This is a genomic window from Zoogloea sp. (assembly GCF_041914405.1).
Taxonomy (GTDB): domain Bacteria; phylum Pseudomonadota; class Gammaproteobacteria; order Burkholderiales; family Rhodocyclaceae; genus Zoogloea.
In genome coordinates, this window is record NZ_JAYSDK010000045.1 from 1 (window position 1) to 24035 (window position 24035).

Below are 24035 nucleotides of genomic sequence, written 5' to 3' on the forward strand. Positions count from 1 at the left end.
TCATTCGCCCTCAGTCGGCTAAACGAAGTCCGCGGGCGAATGAATTCGCCCCCACGGGAGAACCGCCATGAGCATCGCTTTCAAACCCGAAGAAACCTTCCGCGGCGACTACAGCTACCGCAACAGCGACGCCGCCGTGCTGCGCTTCCCCTTTCCCTTCCCGGAAGACCGCTACATGTACAGCGTCAACATCGAGCCGCATGTGCGCAGCGGCCCGAGCGACGTCTTCCTGCGCCCCTTCGACGTGGATGAGCACTACATCGCCGAATGCCGCGACAAGGCCATCACGCTGGAACGCGACCCCGGCCGCTGCCAGGTGCTGCCGCACATGATGATGGCCCAGTGGGACACGCTGGAGCTGCTGATGGAGAACCTGTCCGCCGACTACCCGGAGCAGTTCTCGCTGATCAAGGAAGGCGACGACTTCGGCAGCCGGTGGACCTGGATCAACCGCCCGCTGGGCATCGAGCAGAGCTTCATCTTCGGCAACGCCGAGACCCTGCCCTGCGAACCCTTCGAATACATCACCCGCCAGGCCCAGGGCGACTTCGCGATCTGCGACCAGCGCGACGACAACCTCTTCATGGACGCCGGCATGGTCACCTCCCAGGCCGACTGGTCGCTGGAGTTCGACGTCGGCATGAGCTTCATGGAATGGCACGGCCCGGTGCCGCTGGCCCACCAGAGCGGCGTCTTCGAGCGGGCGCTGAAGTACCTGCTGATGCTGCGCCTCGGCCAGCCGGTGCGCCGCCTCAACTGGACCATGAGCATCAACCCGCGCCTCGACACCTCGCCGGAGAGCTACCCCGAGTGGGGCCCGGACCGCGCCAGCGTCACGCCCGCGAATGCCGGGCAGAAGGTGCACCTGCGCGTCGAGCTGCAGACCCTGTGGCGCCTGCCGCGCAGCAACGCGATCCTGTTCCCGATCCGCTGCTACCTGGCCTCCCTCGAGGACCTGGCCCGCGTACCCAAGTGGGGCGCCCGCCTGCACCGGGTGCTGTCCTCCCTGCCGCCCCAGCTCGTCGAATACAAGGGCCTCACCCGCTACCTGCCGGCCGCCCTCGAATGGCTGGCCCAGCACGACGACGGCCGCGAACTGCCCGTCGGCACGGAAGCCGGCGTCAGCACGCTGGCGCCGCGCTGAACTGAACCCACGTGGGTAGGCCTCTTGGAACAGAACCTGTAGGGGCGAATTCATTCGCCCGCGGACTCTGGATCGCCGACTGAGGGCGAATGAATTCGCCCCCACAAGCAGGTCGCCCCCTACACCCAAAGCATCCACCCATCCCTTTCAAAACGCCCAAGCAAAGGAAACCACCATGAACGCCATCACCCAAATGACCCCCACCGGCATCGGTTCCGAATGGAGCCCCCAGTGGCTGCTCACCGCCGAGCAGAAGGCCCTGCAGGCCGACCTGATCGCTCTGTGCGAAACCACGCTGCGCCCCAACGCCATCGAGAGCGACAAGAAGTACATCTACCCGCGCAAGAACTTCGAGGCCCTGGCCGCCATGGGCCTGATGAGCCTGACCATCCCGAAGGAGCTCGGCGGCCGCGGTGAAAGCCACCTGTGCGCCGCGATGGTGGTCGAAACCATCGCCCGCTACGGCTGCCCCTCCACCGCCATGTGCTACACCATGCACCTGGGCGCCTGCGCCGCCGCATTGCTGCGCCACCACGACAACGAGCGCCTGAAGGACATCCTGCGCCGGGTGGACAAGGACGTGCTGATCGGCACCCTGTCCTACTCCGACCCGGAAACCGGCTCCCACTTCTGGTACCCGATGTCGTCCCGCGCCGAGCGCACCGACAATGGCTGGAAGGTCTTCAAGAAGGCCTCCTGGACCACCTCCGGCGGCTTCGCCGACTGGTACATCATCCAGACCACCTCGCCGGACTTCGGCGGCGACTACTCCAACCTGTCCTGCTTCCTGGTCACCAAGGACCAGATCCACGCCGACCCAGCCAACTGGGACGGCCTCGGCATGCGCGGCAACCAGTCCGGCCCGATCTCGGTGGACGGCGTCGAGATCGCCCCGGACGCGCTGGTCGGCCCGATCGGCGACGGCGCCAAGTCCAACGACGAAGTGGTCGACCCCTTCTTCCTGGTGTGCTCCTCGGCCTGCTGGAACGGCATCTGCCTGGCCGCGATGGACATCACCAAGAACCACACCACCCGCAAGGTGCATAACGACGTGGGCATGCGCGTAGCCGACTACCCGACCATCCAGGACTACGTCGGCGAGTGCCTGATCGACACCAACGCCAGCCGCAGCTACGTGTACCTGGCCGCCAAGGCGCTGGACGAGCAGACCAACAACTGCGACTGGTCCGCCCACGCCACCATCGACCACCTGCCGCGCACCGCGCTGCTCAACTGGCTGTGGCAGGTCAAGTTCTTCGCCTCCAAGAACGTCACCTTCGTGGTGGACAAGATGCTCCACGCCTGCGGCGGCACCGGCTACAAGCCGGCCCTCGGCATCGAGCGCCTGCTGCGCGACGGCAAGGCCGGCTGGGTGATGGGCCCCACCAACGAAGTGCTGCGCCAGTTCGTCGGCAAGGCCGCGCTGCTCGGCTTCGAGGTGCTGGACTACTGGAACCAATCGGTGAACCAGCGCGTCCTCAACAACGAGCTCAAGAAGATGAGCAAGGAAGAGAAGGCCGCCTTCGCCAGCAAGCTCCTCGCCGAGGCGCAAGCCTAAGTCCAGGGAGCCACACCGCCATGCCAGCCACCACCAGCCAGCCCATCGCCGCCCACCGGGCGCCCTTCGACGGGCGTTTGTTCCGCCGGGTCCTCGGCCTCTTCCCCACCGGCGTCACCATTGTCACCACCTGGGACGACGAGGGCCGGCCGGTGGGGGCAACCGTCAGCTCCTTCAACTCCGTATCCCTCGACCCACCGCTGGTGCTATTCAGCCTGGCCAAGAACATGGCCTGCTGCGAGGCCTTCGCCGCCGGCGGGCCGCTGGCCATCCACGTGCTCGGCGACGAGCAGGAGTCCCTGTCCAACCGCTTCGCGCGGGGTGGCGGCGACAAGTGGGTGGATCTGGTCTACGGCGCCGGCGAGCATGGCGCGCCGCTGATCGACGGGGCGCTGGCCACCTTCGAATGCCGGCCCTTCGCCCAGTATCCGGGCGGCGACCACACCATCTTCGTCGCCGAGGTCAGCCAGCTGCGCTTCCGCGAGGGCGAGCCGCTGGTCTTCGCCTGCGGCAGCTACCGGCGCCTGGCCGAACGGGAGGTCTGCGCATGAACGACGTCGTCCCACCCGCGGACGTGGCGCAGGAAGGCGACCCCTTCCTGCTCGCCGCCGAGGCCGCGCCGCGCTTCGCCCAGGCCTTTCCCGAACCGCTGGCGGTGATCCGCGTCACCGCCGCCAGCGCCCGTGCCTTCGAGGTAAAGGCCGGGCAGTACATCCAGGTCATCGATGTGGATGGCCGCCAGTGCTCCGACCTCCTCGCCTTCGACGCCGCGGCGCTGGCCGCCGGCGAGGAATGGGGCCTTGACCCGACGGTGACCCGCACGCTGGCCGGCGCCGCCTATCCCCAGCCCGGCCTGCACGCCAAGTACTTCGACGCGCGCATGCAGCCGCTGCTCGAGACCGTGCAGGACACCGTCGGCCGCCACGACGCCTTCGCGCTGGCGTGCACCGCCAAGTACTACGAGGACGCCGGCTTTCCCGGCCACGCCAACTGCAGCGACAACTTCAACGCCGCGCTGGCCGGCTTCGGCATCCGCTCCCGCGCCGGCTGGCCGGCCATCAACTTCTTCTACAACACCTTCATCCAGCCCTGCGGCAGCCTCGGCTTTGCCGAACCGTGGTCCAAGCCCGGCGACTACGTGCTGCTCAAGGCGCTGAAGGACCTGGTGGTGGCGGTGTCGTCCTGCGCCGACGACATCGACCCCGCCAACGCCTGGCAGCCCACCGACATCGAGGCGCGCATCTATGACGCCGCCCATTCCTTCCCCCGCGCGATGGCCCACCGCATGACACCCGACTCCCCCGTCCGCCTGACCCGGCCGACCGCCTTCGCGCCGGCAACCGAAACCCTCACCCGCGACTTCATCGACTACAAGGGCTACTGGCTGCCGCGCAGCTTTGTCGGCCACGGCACACTGGCCGAATACTGGGCCTGCCGCGAGAAAGTGGCGGTCATGGACCTATCGGCGCTGCGCAAGTTCGACGTCACCGGTCCCGACGCCGAAGCCCTGCTGCAGAAGGTACAGACCCGCGACATGCGCAAGCTGGCCGTCGGCCAGGTGGTCTACACCGCCGTCTGCCACGCCCACGGCGGCATGATGGACGACGGCACGGTGTTCCGCCTCGGCCGCGACGTGTTCCGCTTCGTCTGCGGCGAAGACACCACCGGCCTGTGGCTGCAGGAGCAGGCCACCGCGAGCGGCTTCAACGTACATATCCGCGAAGCCACCGACGCCCTGCACAACCTCGCCGTGCAAGGCCCGCGCAGCCGCGAACTGCTCAAGAAGATCCTGTGGACCAGCCCGCTGCAGCCCACGCCGGACGAACTCGGCTGGTTCCGCTTTGCCGCCGCCCGCCTGGGCGGCCCCACCGGCATCCCGCTGGTCGTATCGCGCACCGGCTATACCGGTGAGTTGGGCTACGAGCTGTGGTGTGCCCCCAAGGATGGCCCGGCCCTGTGGAACGCGGTGATGGAAGCCGGTACCCCGCTGGGCATCGTGCCGCTTGGCTTCGACGCCCTCGACATGCTGCGCATCGAAGCCGGGCTCGCCTTCGCCGGCCACGAATTCTGCGACCAGACCGACCCCTTCGAAGCCGGCATCGGCTTCACCGTCGCCCTCAGCAAACCGGACGACTTCATCGGCAGGGCCGCCCTCGAAGAACGCAAGGCCCATCCCCGCCGCAAGCTGGTCGGCCTCGCCATCGCCAGCAACGAAGCCGCCAGCCACGGCGACGGACTCTACGTCGGCCGCGCCAGGGTCGGCGAAATCACCAGCACCACCCGCTCGCCGATCCTCGACACGCAGATCGCGCTGGCCCGCGTGGATGTCGCCTACTCGGCGCTCGACACCGAACTGCAGGTCGGCCAACTGGATGGGCACCGCAAACGGCTGGACGCAAAAGTGGTGGCGTTTCCGCACTACGACCCGACGAAATCGCGGGTGCGGGCTTAGTAACGCACGCGGCGCGGGGAAACCCGCCCGGCGCCCGTTTCATGGGATTCTTCCTTAAAGGAAGAGCGACGCATCAGCTGGCGGCAAGCGCAGCGCCGATTGCCGTAGCCGACGCCTTGAGGTCGGCTAGATGTGCTTGAACCAGTTTTGCGCGGAGCTGGAACTTGCGCGGCCACAGCAGGCTGATGCAGGCGATCACGTCATCGCCCTGGAAAATGGGGACCGCGATGGCGTCAAGCTGGTCGTCATGCACACTCTTGTCCAGGTTCGATCCGCCAAACAACGGATCACGCGCACCGTAGCCCTGCGCGCGGGTTTCGGCGAGAACCGAGTCCAGCTCCCGCTCCAGCACCTGCCGACTACGTGGATTGGCCGGCGGGTTGGCGCGTGCGAGGGCAATCGCGGCCTCGCGTTGTTCTTCACGGCAAAAGGCGAGATACGCACGGCTGGGTGCCGCCAGGAACATATCGACCTTATAGCCCAGCTCGTATTCCGCGATACCGAGTCCGGCATAGCGGCGTGAAGTTTCGACCAGTTCCAGATAGCCCTCCCGCGGGACCGTCAGGTCGGATGGCCAGATGACCTTCTTCTGCAACTGGACGAGAAACGGCGCCGCGATCTCGGCGAGCTGCAGGGTCCGTTCGTCCAGTTGCCGGCGCGCGGCAATCGAGATCGTGCGGCGATAACATCCATCGCCCATCGCACGCCAGATGAAGCGGTTCTTCCGGAGCGTTTCGAGGATACGCAGCAGCGTAGCCTTGGGAATACCCGTTTTCTCGTACAGTTCGGCAAGGGACTGTCCGCGCAGCTCGTCCAGCTCCTGAAGTACAAGCAGCCCACGTTCCAGCGTGTTGATGGTTTTCATCACCGTCGGCCTGTTTGACAAATCTCGAGATTAAATCAGAAAATTCATCGATTCGGCCTCAGGAAGACACGACCATGCACGCCGATCTCCAAGCGCTCCTGGTGGCCTGCGTCGTCACGATGATGCTCTGCGTCGGGCTGGATTTTCCCCTGTCCTCCTGGCGCTCCCTTCTCAGAAATCCTTTGCCGCTGTGGGTTGGGTTGGCAGCCCAGAATCTTGTCGTGCCCCTGGTGGGATTTACGGTCGCCCTGCTGTTTCGTGATCAGAGCGAAATAGCGCTGGGCATCGTTTTGATTGTAGCCGCCCCCGGTGGGCCAATCGCGAACGCCATCGTGCATTTTGCCGGTGCCCGCATCGACATCTCCGTGTCGCTGACGGTGATCAATGCGCTGATCAGCCTGGTCACCGTTCCATTGATCGCCAGCACAGGTTTTGCGCTTCTGGCCGAGGAGAGTGCAGCAGTCCGCTTGCCTGTTGCGGAGACACTGGCCCATATCGTCTTCATCATCGTGATGCCAATTGTCAGCGGCTTCGCCATTCAGCGTATTGGGGGCCAATCTGTTGCGCGGATCAGCCGATTTGCCCGGGCCGGCACTGGCGTCATGATGACGCTCATTCTCGTTATCGTCTGCATTGCAAACGCCCAGCTACTGACCAGCCATTTCAGCCAGATGGTCCCGGCAGCCCTGATGCTTTGTCTGGCCATGCTGGCCTGCGCTCACCTGTTTTCGCGTTTCAGCCACCTCGACGCGGGTGCGCGCTTCGCCATCGCCAATGAGTCCAGCGTACATAATGTGCCGCTGGCCTTGATCATGGCAGAAGAGATCATCCATCGCCCCGAACTGGCCGCAATGATTGCCGTCTACGCGCAATCGATCGGCATCCTGACGCTCGCCTGGGCGCTCATCTATCGGCATCGGCTCGCACCCGCGAAATAGCCAGCCCTCCTCGCCTGTAACCTGGCTGTAGCAAAAAGCCCCAACGCACACAAGTCGAAAACCACGTGCATCGGTACATGGTTTCACCTGGTGACACGGATGCGCTTGTCGATTGTGCAAGCGACACATCACTGAAAAACTGAATCCCACGAAAAGCCGAGCCGATCGGGCCGGACTTTTCAGTGAAACAGGCTGAACAAAAATAGCTTCAAGGTCTCCACGTGGCAGAGGGGTATCTCACCGCAGAAAGGTGATATCTCCGCTGCGGCAGGTGATCGACCCATACAGCCAAAAAACAAAATAACGAGGAGACAATTCGTTGAAGATCAAGCTGCCATGCGGGCGTCACGCCCTCAGGCCGGCGGATTTCATTCGCCTGGCCATTCCCTGCGGACTCGCGCTGAACCATGCCTATGCGGCGACGGACTTCGAGCTTGCCGGCGCGACCGGCAGTTTCAAGGCCGACGTGACGATCGGCACGCAATTCCGGACCTCGTCCCCCAGCGCCGAACTCCTCAATAACAACAATTCGCTAACCGTCGGCCGCAGTGGAAATACGAGCGGCGCAACAGGGCGCAACAACGACGACGGCAACCTGAATTACAAGCGCGGCGACCAGACCGCCACGGTCGCGAAAGTCCTGCTGGAATCGTCCCTGAAGGGCGACGTGTTCGAAGGGGTCGTCAAGGCCAAAGCCTGGTACGACTACCAGTTGAGCGACGGCGGCGTTCCCTACGGCAATTCGATCAATGGATACACGGCGGGCGCAGCGCTGGGCCAGCATGGCGCAAGTTCGCTGGCGCGGGCCTCGGGCATCAGCCTGCTCGATGCCTATGTGAAGGCCAAGATGCGGCTCGGCGCCGTGGCCTCGGATGTCTCCGTCGGCAATCAGGTATTGAGCGGATGGGGCGAGAGATTCGCCTTCGGTGGCGGCCTTTCTGCCCTCCAGCCGCGGGATTTCGCGGCGGCAGCCAGACCGGGCGCCTTGCCTGGCGAAATCTTCCGTCCTTTCCCGATGATTGCGCTGAAGGCGGCATCGGCGGATCTGGGCAGCGTGGAAGCCTTTTACCAGTTGGGACGCGCCGAGAATGCGCTGCCCCTGTGCGGCACATTCGCCAGCCCTGCCGACTTCCAGGCGGATGGGTGTAACAAAGTCTATGTCGGGCCGGGTTCGGATGCATCCCGCAACCTCATCGGCCAGTATTTGACCCGCCCCGGCAATCTCCACGCCAGCGACCACGGCCAATACGGCCTGGCTTATCGCTTCACGCTGGAGCCGATCAAGACCCAGTTTTCATTGCATTACGCCAATTACGCTTCGCGCATGGGTCTGATCGGGGTCACCAAGAGCACGAACCCGACCAACCCGCTGATCAATGGCGATCCGCTCGGCTCGAACGTCAGCTATTTCCTGGAGTATCCGGAGGATATCAGGGTCTTTGGCCTGGGCTTCAATAGCCAGATCGGCAAGACAAAGATCTCGGGTGAATTGACTTATCGCCCCAACCAGCCCGTTTCCCTGAATGGCCCCGACATCCTGAATGCCTTTGCCAGCTACAGCGCGGCGACGCCGCTGCGTTCCGCTGCGCAGAATGCGCCGCTGGGACAGCCTTTCCACGGCTTCGACCGTTTCAAGGTCAGCCAATTGCAGCTGGCTGCCACGCGCGCCTTCGACAATGTGATCGGCGCGCAGGAATTCACGCTTTACGGCGAAGTCGGCATCCGGCATGTGGATGGGCTGCCCGACGTCAATGAAATGCGTTACGGCCGGGCCACGGTATTCGGAATCGGTCCTATTGGTGGCGTCTGCCAGGGCGGCTCGACAAAGGGTTCGGCCCAGTGCAGCACCGATGGCTTTGCCTCGAGCACCATGTGGGGCTATCGCTTGCGCGGCAGTGCGCGTTACGCCGGGGCCATTTTTGGCGCTGACCTGGTGCCAACGCTTTCATTCGGTCAGGACGTCAAGGGCTGGTCCGACGAAGGCGTATTCAATCAGGGGCGCAAGATCATGAATCTCTCGGTGCGCGCCATCATGAACAAGAAATACTGGGTGGATGTGACGGCGCAGTCGGCATGGGGCGGCACGTATGACCCGATGCGCGATCGCGATTTCGTGAATCTCTCCGTGGGTGCAAGTTTCTGACGATCTCCAGCGTGTTTCTGGATTAGGCCCGCCACCCCGCGGGCTTCTTTTTCGTCCCTTATCCGGCAAAAGAAATTGGCCGCGTGCCACCAGGTGAAACCTTGCGCGGAGCAAATGGCTGCTCCGATTTCACCGTGCCGCCCTTTATTCAGGCGATACGTCGCTTGAAAAACGAGACAACAAACCAGCAAGAGGAGACACCGCTCATGAAACTCACCCGCCTTTTGGGGCTTTCATTGCTTTCCGTCGGGCTCGCATCCCCGTCGTTCGCCGCCGATGCCCAGCGTCCCAATATCCTGCTCATTCTCGCCGACGATCTCGGGCTGACTGACGTCGGCGCATACGGGTCGGAAATCTCGACGCCCAATATCGACCGCCTGGCCAAGGGCGGCGCGCGCATGAGCAGCTTCTACGCCTCGCCGTTCTGTTCGCCGACGCGCGCGATGCTGATGTCCGGTACCGACAATCACCTGGCGGGCTTCGGCGACATGGCTGAACTCCTGCTGCCCGAACAACGGGGCAAGCCGGGTTACGAGGGCTATCTGAACGAGCGGGTCCTCGCCATTCCGCAAGTCCTGCACGACGCGGGCTATCGCACCGTCATGGCCGGCAAGTGGCATCTCGGCACCGCCGAGAATCAAAGCCCGGCAGCCCGCGGTTTCGATCAGTCCTACGCGATGGTGCAAGGCGGCGCCAGCCATTTCGGAGATCAGACGGGCATCGTCGCGCTCGACGCGAACAAGCCGCCCAAGGCGCTCTATCGGGAGAACGGAAAGTCCATCGATATTCCCCGGGACGGTTTCTATTCTTCCGAGGTATTTGCCAACAAGGTCATGGAATACCTCGACAAGACCGACGGCACGAAAAAGCCTTTCTTTGCCTACCTGGCCTTTACCGCTCCGCACTGGCCTCTGCAGGCCCCCGATGCCGATATCCAGAAATACGCCGAGCGCTACAAGGGCGGCTATGACGAGATCCGGCGCGAACGCGTGGAACGCCTGAAGAAGGCGGGCTTGCTGGATCCGAATACGCCGGTCTTCGAGGGCAATGCCAACTGGCCGAAATGGGATTCCCTGTCGCCCGCCGAAAAGCGCGCGGAAGCCAAACGGATGGCCGTCTATGCTGCGATGGTGGACAACATGGACCGCCAGATCGGCCGCGTGCTTGCCTACCTAGAAAAGAAGGGGGAACTGGACAATACGGTCGTGTTCTTCCTTTCCGATAACGGCGCGGACGGCAATTCCGTCTATGACGTGGGCGAAACACGGAAATGGCTGCACCGGGACATGGACAACAGCATCGAGAACACCGGGCGCCCGGGTTCCTTTGTCGAATACGGGCCAGGATGGGCACAGGTCGGCATGACGCCGATGCGCATGTACAAGGCCTTTACCTACGAAGGCGGCATCTCGGTGCCGGCCATCGCCTGGGGTCCCGGCGTCGGGATCAAGGGCAGCGAACGTGGCGCGCTGACCCATGTGTCGGATATTGCGCCGACCATTTATGAGCTGGCCGGCACCCAACATCCGGGGACCGAGTACCGCGGCAAGTCCATCCTGCCGGTGCGTGGCAAATCCCTGTTGAGCTACCTGAAAGGGGAAACACCAAGCGTGCATGACGCCAACGAGGCGATTGGCTGGGAACTGGGCGGGCGCAAGGCGCTGCGCAAGGGGGACTGGAAGATCGTGTATGCCAATCAGCCGTGGGGTAGCGGTCACTGGGAGCTCTACAACATCGTCCAGGACCGCACCGAGAGCCATGATCTCGCCGCCGCAATGCCGGACAAGCTGAACGAACTGCTGGCCGCGTGGAAGCAATACGTCGCCGAAACGGGCACGCTGGAGATCGAAGGACTGGCCAACCGGCCGGGCTACAGCAATGCGGGCCGCTACTACGAGGATCTGGCGGTGGAAGCTGCGCAGAAGCCCAAGGCGCCGGCTGCAACGAAGTAGGCTCCCGGCTGGCGTGCCCATGATCTGCCTGCATCGATGGCTCCGAGTCCTGCTGGTACTGAGCGCCTTTATGGCGCTCGGTGCCGAAGCGGCGCCATCCGCGGGCACGCCCCCTGGCTATGTAAACGAGCGGGTCTGCGGCGAATGCCATGCTGGCGTGACGCGCGCCTGGCAGACCTCCCACCATGCATCGGCCATGCAGACCGCCACCCGCCGCACGGTAGAGGGTGATTTCTCGGCCGCCACCGTGGGCGATGGCGCCGACAGCGTGCGGCTGGCGCAGCAAGGCGATGCCTTTTACGCCTGGGCCAGGGATGCGGACGGCCAGCGCCGCAAGCACCGCATCCTCTATACCCTCGGTGTGAGCCCGCTGCAGCAGTATCTGGTGGCAGCCCCCGGGGGACGCCTGCAGACCCTCACCATCGCATGGGATGTACGGCAACGGCGCTGGTTCAGCCTTGCCGAAGCCGACGCGCAGCCCGGCGACGCGATGCACTGGAGCGGGCGCTACCGCAACTGGAACCTGATGTGCGCCGAGTGCCACACCACCGGCCTGCGCAAGGGCTACGACAGCGCAACTGATCGTTATACGACCCGCTGGGATGCGCTCGGAGTCGGCTGCCAGGCCTGTCACGGCCCTGGGCAAGCCCATGTGGATGCGGCGCGCCGGGGCAAAAAGATGCCGATGTCCGTCCTGCCGACGACGCAAGGGCACGCGGAAGGACAGGTCGATCGGTGCGCCCGCTGCCACACCGTCCGCAGCCGGCTGGTAGAGGCCGATCGGCCCGATCACCCCCTGCTCGACCAGTTTCGGCCCGAAGTGCTGCGCGAGGGCCTGTACTTCCCCGACGGCCAGCAGCAGGGTGAAGTCTTCGAGGCCGGCTCCTTCAAGCAGTCGCGAATGTTTGCCGCCGGCGTTGGATGCACCGACTGCCACGACCCGCACAGCGGAAAGCTGAAGCGCGAAGGCAATGCCACCTGCACGATGTGCCACAGCCCGGCAGGCAATCCGCGCTTCCCGACGCTGGCATTGAAACGCTACGACGACGCCTCCCACCACCAACATCAACCGGACACACCGGGCAGCGACTGCGTGGACTGCCACATGCCCACGCGCACCTACATGGGCGTCCATGCCCGCCGCGATCACGCGATCAGGATTCCGCGCCCTGACCTCAGCGACGAACTGGGCGTCCCCAACGCCTGCGACCAATGCCATGCCGGGCGCGGCAAGCGCTGGGCCGCAAACGCGCTCGCCACCCGCCCCTCGCAGCCTGCCGATACGCAGTACAACTTCGCAGGCACCTTCCTGCACGCCCGCCAGGGCGATGTGACCACGACGGGGGAATTGACCCGCATCGTGACCGACCGGACGCGCCCCGCCATCATCCGCGCCACCGCCGTCGATCTGCTCGGCACCCTCGGCGCGGACATTCCGGAAGCGGCCCTCCGCGATGCCGATCCGCAGCTCCGCTCATACGCCGCCGCAGCAGTCGCGACTGGCCGTGGATCGAGGAAGGCGCTGATCGACCTGCTGGACGATCCGGTACGCGCCGTACGCATCGCCGCCGCGCGCAGCCTCCTCACCCTGGGGCAATCCGTCCCGTCCGGGCAGGCCCTGGCCTATGCGGTGGCCCTCGACGAATACAAGCAGGCCCAGTCGGTCATGGCCGACTTTCCATCTGCCCGGTTAAATCTGGCCCTGCTGGCCCGCGATCAAGGTGCCGTCGACACCGCAATCGACCACCTGCAATCGGCGTTGCGGATGGACAGCCGCTTCGAGGCGGCCCGACTCGAACTGGCGCAACTGCAGGCCGCCCTCGGCAACGCCACCCAAGCAGAAACAACCCTGAGGGAAGGCCTTCCCCTCACCCGCAAGCCGGCGGAATTGCAGCTCGCCCTGGGCACCTTGCTGTCGAAGGCAGGACGATTTGCCGAGGCCGAGCAGGCGTTTGCCGCCGCCGTACATGCCAATCCCGCGGCATCGCGTGCCCGCTACAGCCATGCGCTGGTGCTGCTCCGTCTGTCACGCTGGACCGAAGCCGGCACGGAACTGCAGACATTGCGCACCGCGTTTCCCGACAACGCCGATGTCGCCTACGCACTCGTAGTGCTCTGGATACAGAGCGGCCAGACGGCGACGGCCCGCGCCGCCCTTCCGGAACTGATGCGCGCCCATCCGGATGATCAGCGCTTGCGGCGCCTGTGGATGCAGTTGGGTAATCCATAGCCGAAGAGCCATCAAGGTTGGCGAGGTCACCACGGTCCGCCTTTGGCTCAAGCGTCATTCCCTGTCGTACCTACCTCCAATACTGGTCAGCCTTTAACGGAGAAAGGCAACATGGACAGGGAAATCACACGCCCCCGGCGCGGGAGCTACGCATGAAGGTCTGCATTCACCGGGGCAGCCGGCAGATCGGCGGGTCGTGCATCGAGATTGCCCACGACGGCGCCCGTATCGCGCTGGATTTCGGACTGCCGCTTGAAGGTGATCCGGCCGACAAGACCTTGCTGCCGCCGATCCGCGTCGATGGACTGGAGGCCATCGCCATCTCCCATCCGCATCTCGATCATTACGGCCTGCTGCATCATCTCCGGCAGGACGTTCCGGTCGCCATGGGGCAGGCGGCGCGGCGCATCGTGCGTGCTGCAGCGCCCTTCACCGGGCAGGCCTTGCCACGGCTGGAGGGGCTCACGCTGGCCCACCGGACACCTCTCGACATCGGGCCGTTCCGCATCACGCCCTATCTGATGGACCACTCGGCCTACGATGCCTATGCCCTGCAGGTCGAGGCCGGGGGCAAGACCCTGTTCTACAGTGGCGACCTGCGCGGCCACGGGCGCAAGGGCGGGCTGTTCGAGCAGATCGTGTCTGCCCCGCCGACGGGCATCGATGTATCGCTGATGGAGGGCTCATCCCTGTCCCGGCTGGAGGACGATGACGTCTTCCCGAGCGAGGCGGAGTTGGAGGAGGCCTTTGTCCGGCAGTTCCGGACAACCGCCGGCCTGAGCATGGTGCTCACCTCGGCCCAGAATATCGACCGGGTCGTCAGCCTTTATCGCGCCTGCAAGCGCAGCGGGCGGACCCTGGTCATCGACCTGTACGCCGCGGCGATCCTCGAGGCGACCGGCAACAGGAACATCCCGCAGTCCGACTGGCCGGGCATCGCGCTGTTCGTGCCGGAGTCCCAGCGCACGCAGATCCGGAAGAACGAATGGTTCGAGCTGCTGCGACGCCATGCGAAGCGGCGCGTGTTTCCGGAGCAGCTGCGCGCGCTGGCATCGACCAGCACCGTGCTGTTCCGCCCGCTGATGATGGCCGACCTGGAGCGCGCCGACGCGCTTCAGGATGCGGGATTCATCCACTCCCAGTGGCAGGGCTATCTCGCGCGGGGCGCCTACGCGACGACCCAGGCCTGGCTGGCCAGGCACCGGATTTCCATGCACCACATCCATACCTCCGGCCACGCCAGCCCGCGGGATCTCCGGCGCTTTGCAGAAGCGCTGGCGCCCGGCGCCTTGGTGCCGATCCACAGCTTTGCACCGGACAAGTACGCCGGGCTGTTCGCCAACGTGATGCAACACCCGGACGGGGAATGGTGGGAGGTGTGAGTACCAGCCATTGATCCGCGCACAGGCCAGCCACTATGCTTGGCGCGCCGTTTTCGGGCATGGATAGTCGGGGACAAGGGAACGATGAATCTTTTCAGGGTGCTGGCGTCTGGCAAGCGGGGGCTCAACGAGGAAAACATGTCGGCCTGCCTGGCCTGGCTGCTTCATCCGGGCATGGACCACGGCTTCGGCCCGGCCTTCCTGAAAGCCTTCCTCGCCGAGATCGGGAGCCACGCCGAAGCGGCCGATGCGCAGTTCCAGGGCGAACTGGCCCAGCTTGGCGAACGCATCAAGTACCGGCTGCGCTCGAACTCGGAGGATGACCTGTCGATCGATGTGGAACTGGAACACAACGCCGGCGGCCAGGGCTTCGTCGATGTGCTGGTCAGCGTCAACGACGACTGGGTGATTGCCATCGAGAACAAGATCAGCGCTGCAGCGGCCCAGGATTCCACACAACTGCTGGGGCAATACCGCGGCTTGTGCGATGAGGCTTGTGCCGGGCAGCCTGAACCGGCCAGTCCCGAGGGGCGCCGGCTGATGGTCTTCCTGGTGCCGCCCCACAGCCTGGCCCAGGCAGAAGAGGATTTCGAGCGTTCGGTGCTGGCCGAGTGGAACGAACTACAGCTCGGCGAGATGCACCGGCAGGACGGCAAGGTGCTGGTCAGCTGGCGCCGCCGCAATGGCCGCCCGTCCATCGAGAACGTGATCACGCGCATGCTCGGCGACGAACTGGACGGGGAGATCGAGCCTCTCCACGATCAGACCCGCCACACCTTGCTGGCCCTGCGCCGCTTCATCAGCGGTGACTTCGAGGGCTACCCCTTCAGCCGCAAGAAAAGCGTCGGCGGCGCAAACCCGGCAACCGAAAAAAGAATCCGCCTGTCCGGATTGGCAAAGGAAGCAGATGGATTTGTCGGCGTTGCCGCAGGCCTGTCCGGCCTGCTTTGCCATCTCAAGGACGCGCCGCTCGACAGCCGCGACTTTCAATTCACCCGGCAAGACATGTCCCACGTGCAGAACTGGCTGCCGGCACGGAGCGTTCTGGCGATTGCCGCCGCCGCGCAGGCCGGCTTCCCCGACATCGGTGCCGTGATGGCCTGCGCACCGGACGGCAAGCTGTCGCTGCCTGGCGACCTGCTGCTGTGGCTGGCTGAACAGCCGGGCAAGCCGGGCTTCCATGTAGGCATCCAGGGCGGTGCGGCCAGCCTTGCCGCGATGAATCACCGCGACGTGCAAGGTCGGAAATGGGGCATCTCCACGCAGGCACACACCAAACAGTGGATCGACAGCGCGACTTTCGCGCGGCTTTACCGACAGGCAAGGGACAGGCTCGCCTGAACCACATTGCATGGGCGCAATCATCGCCCTCATGCAAGAATGCCAGCGCTGTTATCCACACCCACAAGAAAGAGGCCCCGATGAGACGCTACGAAGTTTTCCCGAACCACCCGGTTTCGCCGCTGCAGATCGCCGAGTTCGACCCCGCCCCGCTGGGCAATACGGAGGTGGCGGTGGCCATCAAGGCCGTGTCGCTGAACTTCCGCGACATCCTGGTCACCCGCAACACCTATTTCGCCAACATCGTTGATGGCCTGGTGCCGTGCTCCGACGGGGCCGGCGAGGTGGTCGCAGTCGGCAAGGACGTGAAGGGGCTGGCGGTCGGCGACCGGGTCGCGACGCTGTTTTTCCCCCACTGGTACAGCGGCAAGGCCGACGCACGGGCGCTGTCCGACGCACGCGGTGCCGAATCCACCGGCGCCTTCACCGAGCGTTTCATCACCGACGAGAGCGGCCTGGTCAAGCTGCCCGACAGCCTGAGCTATGCCGAGGCGGCCACCCTGCCCTGCGCGGCGGTGACGGCCTGGAATTCCCTCTTCGAGGCGGGCGACCTGAAGCCGGGCCAGACAGTGCTACTGCTGGGCACCGGCGGCGTGTCGATCTTCGCGCTGCAGTTCGCCAAGGCGGCCGGTGCGAAGGTGATCATCACCTCCAGCGACGACGCCAAGCTGGAGCGCGCCAAGGCCCTCGGCGCGGACCACGGCATCAACTACAAGACCCACCCGGAATGGCACGAGGAAGTGCTGCGCCTGACCGGCGGCGCGGGCGTGGACGTGGTGCTGGAAGTGGGCGGCCCGGGCACGCTGGAACGCTCGCTGATGAGCGTCGGCGTCGGCGGCCGGATCGCCTACATCGGCGTACTGACCGGCCTGGCCGGCGCGGCCAACCCGGTGATGCTGATCCCGAAGGCATCGAGCATCCAGGGCATCTTCGTGGGCAGCCGGGCGATGTTCGCCGACATGCTGGACGCCATCGCCGCACACGGCATCAAGCCGGTGATCGACCGGGAGTTCCCCTTCGAGGAAGCCCCCGCCGCCCTCAAGCACATGGAGAACGGCGGGCACTTTGGCAAGATCGTGATCCGCGTCGGCGACTGACGCGCGATCTCAGCCCACCCCGTCGATGAAGGCGGGGCGGGCTGGCAGGCGGTATGCCTCGCCACCCACTTCCGGTACCGGCGCCCCCGCCCGCAGCGCGAGCGGGATCACGCCGGCCCACACCGGGATCGCCATGTCCTCCTCGGAATCCTCGACGCCCCAGTTGCGGATCTTGGCGGCGGCTTCGGCCAGCGGCAGGCGCAACAGGCGGGTGCCGGCCAGTTCGGAGCGGGACGGCAGGCGCACCTGCGCGGCCCGCCCCGGGCTGACATGCTCGACGAAGGCGCGGAAGGCAGCCTCCTTGGCCTCCACCTCATCGACCGCCTGGAAGCGGCCGTAGATCGCCACCGAGCGGTAGTTCATCGAGTGGTGGAAGGCCGAGCGGGCCAGCACCAGGCCATCCAGGTGGGTGATGCAGACCGCGCATTCACCGTCGAGCAGGGTATTCACCAGGCGCGAGTTGTTGGCGCCGTGGACGTACAGGAAATCGCCGTCCCGCCAGCAGGCGGTGGGCAGGCAATGCACGCTGCCGCCCTGGTTGAAGGCGATGTGGCAAACCAGGGCCTGATCGACGATGGCGCGCACGGTGGCGAGGTCGTAATGGGCGCGCTGGGCCTTGCGGTGGATTTCGGTACGCGGACTGGGGGCAACGTGGGACATGCTGGGCTCCTTGAAATGTGCGGCCAGCATAACCGTGGCGTGGCACCATCCATGGAACCACGCCAACCCACCTTCATGGAGCCACGATGTCCCTCGACCTGGAGCTGATCCTCGGTCCGCTGCGCGATGCGGCGGACGCCGGCGAGCCGCGCCAGTCGCAGCTGTACCGCCTGCTCAAGGCGTCCATCCTCGACGGTCGCCTCGCGCCGGGCACGCGCCTGCCCGCCAGCCGCCAGCTCGCGGTTGACTTCCGCATGGCCCGCAACAGCGTGCTGTTCGCCTACCAGCAACTGCTCGCCGAAGGCTTCCTGGAAGCAGACCGCCAGGGCACGCGGGTGGCGGCGCTGCCACTGGCAGCCAGCCCCGCGTCGGCAACCCGGATCGGGCAGGAGATCCTGTCCCGGCGCGGCCGGCAGCTCCCGCGTATCGACCGGGGCGATGCGTCGCTGCCCTTTGCACCGGGCATCGCCGATCTCAACGCCTTTCCGTGGCAACGCTGGGCGAAGCTGCTGCAACAGGCCTGGAGCGAGGTCAGCGCCCGCCAGCTGGCCTCTACGGAACCGGGCGGCGAGCCGGCTCTGCGACGCGCGGTGGCGACCTTCCTGTCGGCGCGGCGCGGTGTGGCATGCACACCGGAACAGGTCTTCATCGTGGCCGGCGGGCAGGTGGCGCTGGATGCCTGTGCCCACCTGCTGGCCGACGAGGGCGACACGGTGTGGATGGAGGAGCCGGGCTATCCCCACGCCCGCAACGCGATGCTGGCTGCCGGCCTGCGCGTACGCAGCGTGCCGGTGGATCAGGACGGCATGGCGCCGGACGAAGCCCTGTGGCAGACCGAGCCGCCGCGCCTCCTCTTTTTGACCCCGTCCCACCAGTATCCACTGGGCAGCGTGCTGAGCCTGGAGCGCCGGCTGGCCTTCCTGAACCGGCTGGCGCCCGGTAGCTGGCTGATCGAGGACGACTACGACAGCGACTTCAACCACGCCCAGCCCGGCGCCCGCCCGCAACCGGCCATCCAGGGCCTGCGGCCGGATGCGCCGGTGATCTACGTGGGAACCTTCAGCAAGCTGCTCTACCCCGGCCTGCGCATCGGCTACATGGTGGTGCCGCGCTGGGCGGTGGCGGCCCTCGGCGAAGCCATCGGCACCCTGTACCGCAGCGGGCGGTCCGTGGAACAGCGGGCCCTCGCCCGCTTCCTCGACAGCGGCGAGCTGACGCGCCACCTACGCCGCATGGCGCCGGTGTATCGCGCCCGTCAGCAGGCCTTGCGCAATGCACTGGGTGTCGAGTTCGGCACGCCGGAGCACATTCTCGGCGGGCAGGCCGGGCTGCACCTGGTGCTGCGCCTGCCGGACGGCCCCAACGACGTGGCGGTGGCGCGGGCCGCGCGGGAACTGGGCGTGATTACCCGCCCCTTGAGCAGCTATTACGCCGATGGCACAGCGGCCGGCAACGGGCTGGTGCTCGGCTACGGCGTGGCCGGGGAAGGGCGGATTCCGGAACTGGTCGCGCGCCTGCGGGTGGCGAGCACTACGGCGCACGCCATCGACGGCTCAGCCCCGTGATTTGGCCGGACACGGCCGCCGCCGGCGGACTCAGGCCCGCTGGCGAACGATGCTGGCGGCGCTGCTCCAGTCATCCAGAAAATGCTCGAACTCGTCGATGGGCAAGGGCCGGCTGAAGAGATAGCCCTGATAGGCCGGGCACCCCTGGCGAACCAGGAACTGGTGTTGCTCATGGGTTTCCACCCCTTCGGCGATGACGTTGAGGCCGAGGTTGCGGGCCAGCGCGACGATGCTGCGGGCGATCACCGCGTCGTTGGCATTGGCCTGCACGTCATGGACGAAGGCCCTGTCGATCTTCAGCTGGTCCAGCGGCAGGCGCCGGAGATAGGCCAGCGAAGAATAGCCGGTACCGAAATCATCGAGGGAAAAGCGGATGCCACGGCTGCGCAAGGCGGCCATCTTGGCGACGACCTCCTCCAGGTCGTTGAGCATCAGGCTCTCGGTCAGCTCCAGCTTGAGCCGGTGGGGGTCGGCAGCGGTGCGGGCCAGCACCGCCTCGACCTGGGCCACGAAATCCGGCTGGCGGAACTGGCGGACGCTGACATTCACGGCGATCTCTATCTGCGCCCGGTCCGGCACACGGGCCCAGCACGCCAGCTGGCGGCAGGCCGTCTCCAGGACCCACTGGCCGAGGGGCAGGATCAGGCCGGTCTCTTCGGCCAGCGGGATGAAGGTGCCCGGGGCGACCATGCCGAGGCTGGGGTGCTGCCAGCGGACCAATGCTTCGGCGCCGATGACCATGCCCTGGTCGTCCACCTGCGGCTGGTAGTAGAGCAGGAACTGCTGCTCCTGGAGCCCGATGCGCAAGTCCTTCTCGAGGGCGGCGCGCGAGCTGACGGCCTCCTGCATCTCCGGATCGAAGAAGCGGATGGTGTCGCGGCCAGCGGCCTTGGCGCCATACAGCGCCAGATCGGCGCGCTTCATCAGTTCCTCGCAGCTGCTGTCGGCGTCGTCGATCAGCGTGATGCCGATGCTCGGCGTGCAGTGGTAATCATGCCCGACCAGATCGTAGGGCTCGTCGAGATTCTTCTGGATCTTGTCGGCGACGATGCGCGCCTGGGTGGCGGCGTCCGGCCGGCCCGGTTGGAGATCGTCGAGCAGCACCACGAACTCGTCGCCCCCCAGGCGGGCCACGGTGTCGCCCTCGCGGACGCAGCCGCTGAGGCGCTGGGCCACGTGCTGGAGCAACAGGTCGCCCATGTCGTGGCCGAAGGTGTCGTTGAGGGTCTTGAAGTTGTCCAGGTCGATGAACAGCAGCGCGCCCTGCCGCTGACTGCGGCCCAACGTGGCCAGCACATGCTTGAGGCGGTCCAGCAGGAGGCGGCGATTGGGCAGATGGGTCAGCGGATCGTAGAAGGCGAGGTTCTTGATCTCGTATTCCGCTTCCTTGCGCAAGGTAATGTCAGTAAGCGCTGACACGTAATGGCTAATCCGTCCGGCCGCATCGCGGACGACGGTGATGGTCAGCCACTCCGGAAAGATCTCGCCGCTCTTGCGTCGGTTCCAGATCTCGCCCTGCCAGGTCCCGGTCGTCTCGAGGCTAGCGTACATCTCGGCGTAGAACTCGCTGTCGTGGTGGCCGGAACGGAGCAGGCGCGGTGTCTGCCCGATGGCTTCGTCCTCGCCATAGCCGGTGATCCGGGTGAAGGCGCGGTTAACCTTCAGGATGACGCGGTTGGCATCGGCGATGAACATGCCTTCCTGGGATTCGAAAGCGATGGCCGCGATGCGCAGATCGACCTCGGCACGCTTGCGCTCGGTGATGTCGGTCAGCGTCCCTACGTAGTGGGTGGTCTGGCCGTCGTCGCCGTACACCGCGGTGATGGTCAGGTAATGCGGATGGATCGAGCCGTCCCGGTGCTTGTTGAGGATTTCCCCCGACCAGGCCCCGGTACTCGCCAGACTCGTCCGGACGGCCGCATAGAAGTCGGCGTCATGCATCCCCGACTTCATGAAATTCATGTATTGACCGATGACTTCCTCGGCCCGGAAGCCGGTGATCGCGGTGAAGGCCTTGTTGACCTGCAGGACCTCGACAGCGGCATTGGTGACGACCATGCCTTCCTGGGACTCGAAGGCGATGGCTGCAATGCGCAGACGGGCGCGCTCCAACTCACGCTCCCGGGCAAGGCGCTCGAAGCGCATGAAATACAGGCCCGCCAGCGTCAAGGCGGCCAGCAGCACCGCACCAACGATGGTCGCGGTGCGCATGGCCTCCTGATGCCAGACCGCCAGGGCATGCTCCTTGTCGAGGCGGACGCTGAGCACGAAAGGATAGGCCCGTGAGGCCCGATAGGCGGTGAGCATGGCCCGGCCGTCTGCGCCCTGCTCCTCGAACTGGCCGACTTCCGTCGCGGCGAGGCGGTGCCCAAGATCGTCGTCGGCGCGGACGCTGCCGGGTACGGCTTGCTCGTCGGTACTCAGCAACAACCGGCCGTCGTAGCCGCGCAACTCGACCACCCCCTGCTCCGGGCTGATGTGCGCGCTGTAGAAATTCAGGAAGTAATCGGTGTTGATCGAGGCGGTGACCGTCATCCAACGCGCCTCACCGAGGCGCACGTCGCGGGCGACCGGAATGAAGCTGACCAGCGGTGCGCGCCCCCCCACCGGGCTAGCATCGTAGAAGTCCCGGCCGCCCACGGTGTGGCCGGCACGCAGCACCTCCAGCGGGCGAGCGGCCACCGGCCGGAAATCGGCACGGGGTAGCAGGACACCGAGGTTTCGGGAATCGGTACTGGCCGCGATCCTGTCCTGCTCGTCCAGCACCGCAACAGAACGCAGATAAGGCGCATGGCGTAGGGCCTGGGACAACCCGGCCTGGCTCTGTCCCTCCAGCGCCAGGTAAACGAGGCTGCGTTCGATGACGTTGAGGCTCTGGGTCAGGTGGTTTTCGAAGGTGCGGGCCGTCATCCCGGCTGCTTCGAGCTGCCGGTCAATGCGCTCGGCACGCAGCCGCCACAGTCCGTAAGCCGTGGCGCTACAGGCACTGAGGAGCACCACCAGCACGAGCAGCAAAAAGATGGAGCGCCGGCTGAGGCCGGCCTGGGCTGACATTGGGCGGGGGAGACTAGTTGCCTGACTGTCCGCGAATGGCGATCGGCTCAAGCCGGTGGCGCTTGATCGCGCTCATCAGCTGGCCGTTCTGCTTGACCCGGTCGAGGAACTGTTCCACCCACGCATGCCAGCGCTCGTCGCCCTTCTGCATCGCGTAGGCGTAGGGCGTCAGATGATAGGTGGACGACGGGGCCACCAGGCGCGCCCAGTCGGTGGTTTCGAGCATCCGGCGGCTGAACGGGAAGTCCGTCATGAACACGTCGGCGCGCCCCGATTCGACCTCCTGCTCGCGGCCCTGGGTCGTGTCGGTGACCAGCAGGGTGGCGTGGCGGAGCTTGTCGCGCATGATCGGCTCATGCAGCGTGCCCTTGGCAACGGCGACGACCACGCCGGGCCTGTCGATGTCGTCCCAGCTCTTGATGCGGCGGTTGCTTTTGGTGGTGATGGCGTAGATGTCGCTGACCAGGTGCGGCTGCGTGAAACGCAGTTTGTCAGCCCGCGCCGGCGTCACGCCGATGGCAAACATGGCGATGTCACATCGGTCCTGCGTGACGTCGTCGATCAGCCGGGCGAAGGAGCTGTCGACGAAATTCACCCGCACGCCCAGTTCCTGACCGAGCGCCCTGGCCATGTCCACGTCGATGCCGTCGAGAGCCTGGGTTTTCGGGTTGCGGTAGGAGATGCCGTAGTAGTCGGGCCAGATGCAGACCCGGACCTCACCGGCCGCCTTGATCCGCTCGAGATGCCCGTTCTCCGCGAGCGCTGGCATGCCGCACAGCAGGACACACCCCACAGCGACAAAAAGTCTCTTCATTTCGATCGCCATGGAGGGATGCATGCGTCAAACCAATTTAGGCACACTGAATGTCGCGCTATTGTAGAAAAAGGGCCTGCACAAGTCGCGGCAGAAAGCGCGAGGATCCGCCCCGATCCGTGACGGATGTGTCACGCGGCGGCGTTCAGGGCTCGAAACGGTAACCGACGCCGATCTCGGTCAGGATATGGCGCGGGCAGGCCGGGCTGGTTTCGATCTTCTGGCGGAGGTGGCCGACATAGACCCGCAGGTACTGGTGGTTGTCGGCGGCCTGGGCACCCCAGATGTGGGTCAACAGGTGGTGGTGGGTCATCACCCGCCCCGGATTGGCGGCCAGGAAGACCAGCAGGCGGTATTCGATCTGGGTAAGGTGCAGGGCCTCACCGGCCCGCTCGACGACCCGCGTCACGCAGTTGATCTCGTAGTCGCCGAAGCGGATCTTCGGTTCCGGCGCGGCGGGCATGGCCTGGCCGCGGCGCAGCAGCACGCGCACGCGGGCCAGTAGCTCGGCGATGCCGAAGGGCTTGGTGAGGTAGTCGTCGGCGCCAGCATCGAGGGCGTCAACCTTGCTCTTCTCCTGGGTACGCGCCGACAGCACCAGGATCGGGATCGGCGACCAGGCCCGGTAGTCGCGGATGAAGTCGATGCCATCCCGGTCCGGCAGGCCCAGGTCGAGGATTACCACGTCCGGACGCCGCGCCGCCGCCTCCACCGCCGCCTGGCTGGCACTGCCCGCCTCGCAGACGGCGAAGCCCTCGCACTCCAGCGCGGTGGCCACCGCCTCGCGCATCTGGCGCTCGTCCTCCACCAGCAGGATGGTCTTGCTGTCGCTCACCACCA

The 24035-nt window shown here is 65.7% G+C and carries 17 protein-coding genes; 12 read left to right on the plus strand and 5 right to left on the minus strand.

What is annotated here, in order from left to right; genetic code table 11:
• Window positions 1–67 precede the first annotated feature (67 nt).
• The 4 genes from ACE3RX_RS20640 to ACE3RX_RS20655 all read left to right on the plus strand — a co-directional run bounded on the left by ACE3RX_RS20640 (window position 68) and on the right by ACE3RX_RS20655 (window position 5154).
• Window positions 68–1144 carry a DUF3445 domain-containing protein gene (locus tag ACE3RX_RS20640; protein ID WP_374486853.1) on the plus strand — a complete coding sequence of 359 codons (1077 nt, stop codon included), beginning with the start codon at window positions 68–70 and terminating at the stop codon, window positions 1142–1144.
• Window positions 1145–1319: 175 nt separating this feature from the next.
• Complete coding sequence (locus ACE3RX_RS20645) at window positions 1320–2702, plus strand: acyl-CoA dehydrogenase family protein (RefSeq protein WP_374486854.1); 1383 nt, start codon at window positions 1320–1322, stop codon at window positions 2700–2702.
• Window positions 2703–2722: 20 nt separating this feature from the next.
• The gene (locus ACE3RX_RS20650; RefSeq protein ID WP_374486855.1) at window positions 2723–3253 is read left to right on the plus strand and encodes a flavin reductase family protein; all 531 of its coding nucleotides are present in this window, start codon (window positions 2723–2725) and stop codon (window positions 3251–3253) included.
• Window positions 3250–5154 (plus strand): DUF1989 domain-containing protein, encoded by a 1905-nt coding sequence (locus ACE3RX_RS20655; RefSeq protein ID WP_374486856.1) that lies wholly within the window; start codon window positions 3250–3252, stop codon window positions 5152–5154. The genes ACE3RX_RS20650 and ACE3RX_RS20655 overlap by 4 nt, the downstream gene beginning before the upstream one ends.
• A gap of 73 nt (window positions 5155–5227) precedes the next feature.
• Here the strand turns inward: ACE3RX_RS20655 and ACE3RX_RS20660 are convergent, their stop codons facing one another.
• Window positions 5228–6019 (minus strand): helix-turn-helix domain-containing protein, encoded by a 792-nt coding sequence (locus tag ACE3RX_RS20660; protein WP_374486857.1) that lies wholly within the window; start codon window positions 6017–6019, stop codon window positions 5228–5230.
• 74 nt (window positions 6020–6093) lie between these two features.
• Between ACE3RX_RS20660 and ACE3RX_RS20665 the strand changes: the two genes are divergently transcribed.
• The 7 genes from ACE3RX_RS20665 to ACE3RX_RS20695 all read left to right on the plus strand — a co-directional run bounded on the left by ACE3RX_RS20665 (window position 6094) and on the right by ACE3RX_RS20695 (window position 17102).
• Window positions 6094–6957 carry a bile acid:sodium symporter family protein gene (locus tag ACE3RX_RS20665; RefSeq protein ID WP_374486858.1) on the plus strand — a complete coding sequence of 288 codons (864 nt, stop codon included), beginning with the start codon at window positions 6094–6096 and terminating at the stop codon, window positions 6955–6957.
• 319 nt (window positions 6958–7276) lie between these two features.
• Window positions 7277–9100, plus strand: coding sequence for a DUF1302 domain-containing protein (locus ACE3RX_RS20670; protein ID WP_374486859.1), 1824 nt, complete (start codon window positions 7277–7279; stop codon window positions 9098–9100).
• Between the two features lie 206 nt (window positions 9101–9306).
• Window positions 9307–11052, plus strand: a complete 1746-nt coding sequence (locus tag ACE3RX_RS20675; RefSeq protein WP_374486860.1) for an arylsulfatase — start codon at window positions 9307–9309, stop codon at window positions 11050–11052.
• 19 nt (window positions 11053–11071) lie between these two features.
• Entirely contained in the window at window positions 11072–13282 is a 2211-nt protein-coding gene (locus ACE3RX_RS20680; protein WP_374486861.1) for a tetratricopeptide repeat protein, read from the plus strand.
• Window positions 13283–13434: 152 nt separating this feature from the next.
• Window positions 13435–14664, plus strand: a complete 1230-nt coding sequence (locus tag ACE3RX_RS20685; protein WP_374486862.1) for an MBL fold metallo-hydrolase — start codon at window positions 13435–13437, stop codon at window positions 14662–14664.
• An 84-nt stretch (window positions 14665–14748) separates the two neighbouring features.
• Window positions 14749–16005 (plus strand): PD-(D/E)XK nuclease family protein, encoded by a 1257-nt coding sequence (locus tag ACE3RX_RS20690; protein WP_374486863.1) that lies wholly within the window; start codon window positions 14749–14751, stop codon window positions 16003–16005.
• An 80-nt stretch (window positions 16006–16085) separates the two neighbouring features.
• Window positions 16086–17102, plus strand: coding sequence for an NAD(P)-dependent alcohol dehydrogenase (locus ACE3RX_RS20695; protein ID WP_374486864.1), 1017 nt, complete (start codon window positions 16086–16088; stop codon window positions 17100–17102).
• A gap of 9 nt (window positions 17103–17111) precedes the next feature.
• On the opposite strand, the gene ACE3RX_RS20700 is transcribed toward ACE3RX_RS20695, so the two are convergent.
• Entirely contained in the window at window positions 17112–17762 is a 651-nt protein-coding gene (locus ACE3RX_RS20700; protein WP_374486865.1) for a pyridoxamine 5'-phosphate oxidase family protein, read from the minus strand.
• Between the two features lie 86 nt (window positions 17763–17848).
• Between ACE3RX_RS20700 and ACE3RX_RS20705 the strand changes: the two genes are divergently transcribed.
• A complete protein-coding gene (locus ACE3RX_RS20705) occupies window positions 17849–19327 on the plus strand; it encodes a PLP-dependent aminotransferase family protein (RefSeq protein ID WP_374486866.1) in 1479 nt (492 codons plus the stop codon).
• 30 nt (window positions 19328–19357) lie between these two features.
• On the opposite strand, the gene ACE3RX_RS20710 is transcribed toward ACE3RX_RS20705, so the two are convergent.
• The 3 genes from ACE3RX_RS20710 to ACE3RX_RS20720 form a co-directional block, all read right to left on the minus strand.
• Window positions 19358–22381, minus strand: a complete 3024-nt coding sequence (locus ACE3RX_RS20710; RefSeq protein WP_374486867.1) for an EAL domain-containing protein — start codon at window positions 22379–22381, stop codon at window positions 19358–19360.
• Between the two features lie 13 nt (window positions 22382–22394).
• A complete protein-coding gene (locus ACE3RX_RS20715; protein WP_374486868.1) occupies window positions 22395–23195 on the minus strand; it encodes a substrate-binding periplasmic protein in 801 nt (266 codons plus the stop codon).
• Window positions 23196–23340: 145 nt separating this feature from the next.
• Window positions 23341–24030, minus strand: coding sequence for a response regulator (locus tag ACE3RX_RS20720; protein WP_374486869.1), 690 nt, complete (start codon window positions 24028–24030; stop codon window positions 23341–23343).
• Between the last annotated feature and the right edge of the window lie 5 nt (window positions 24031–24035).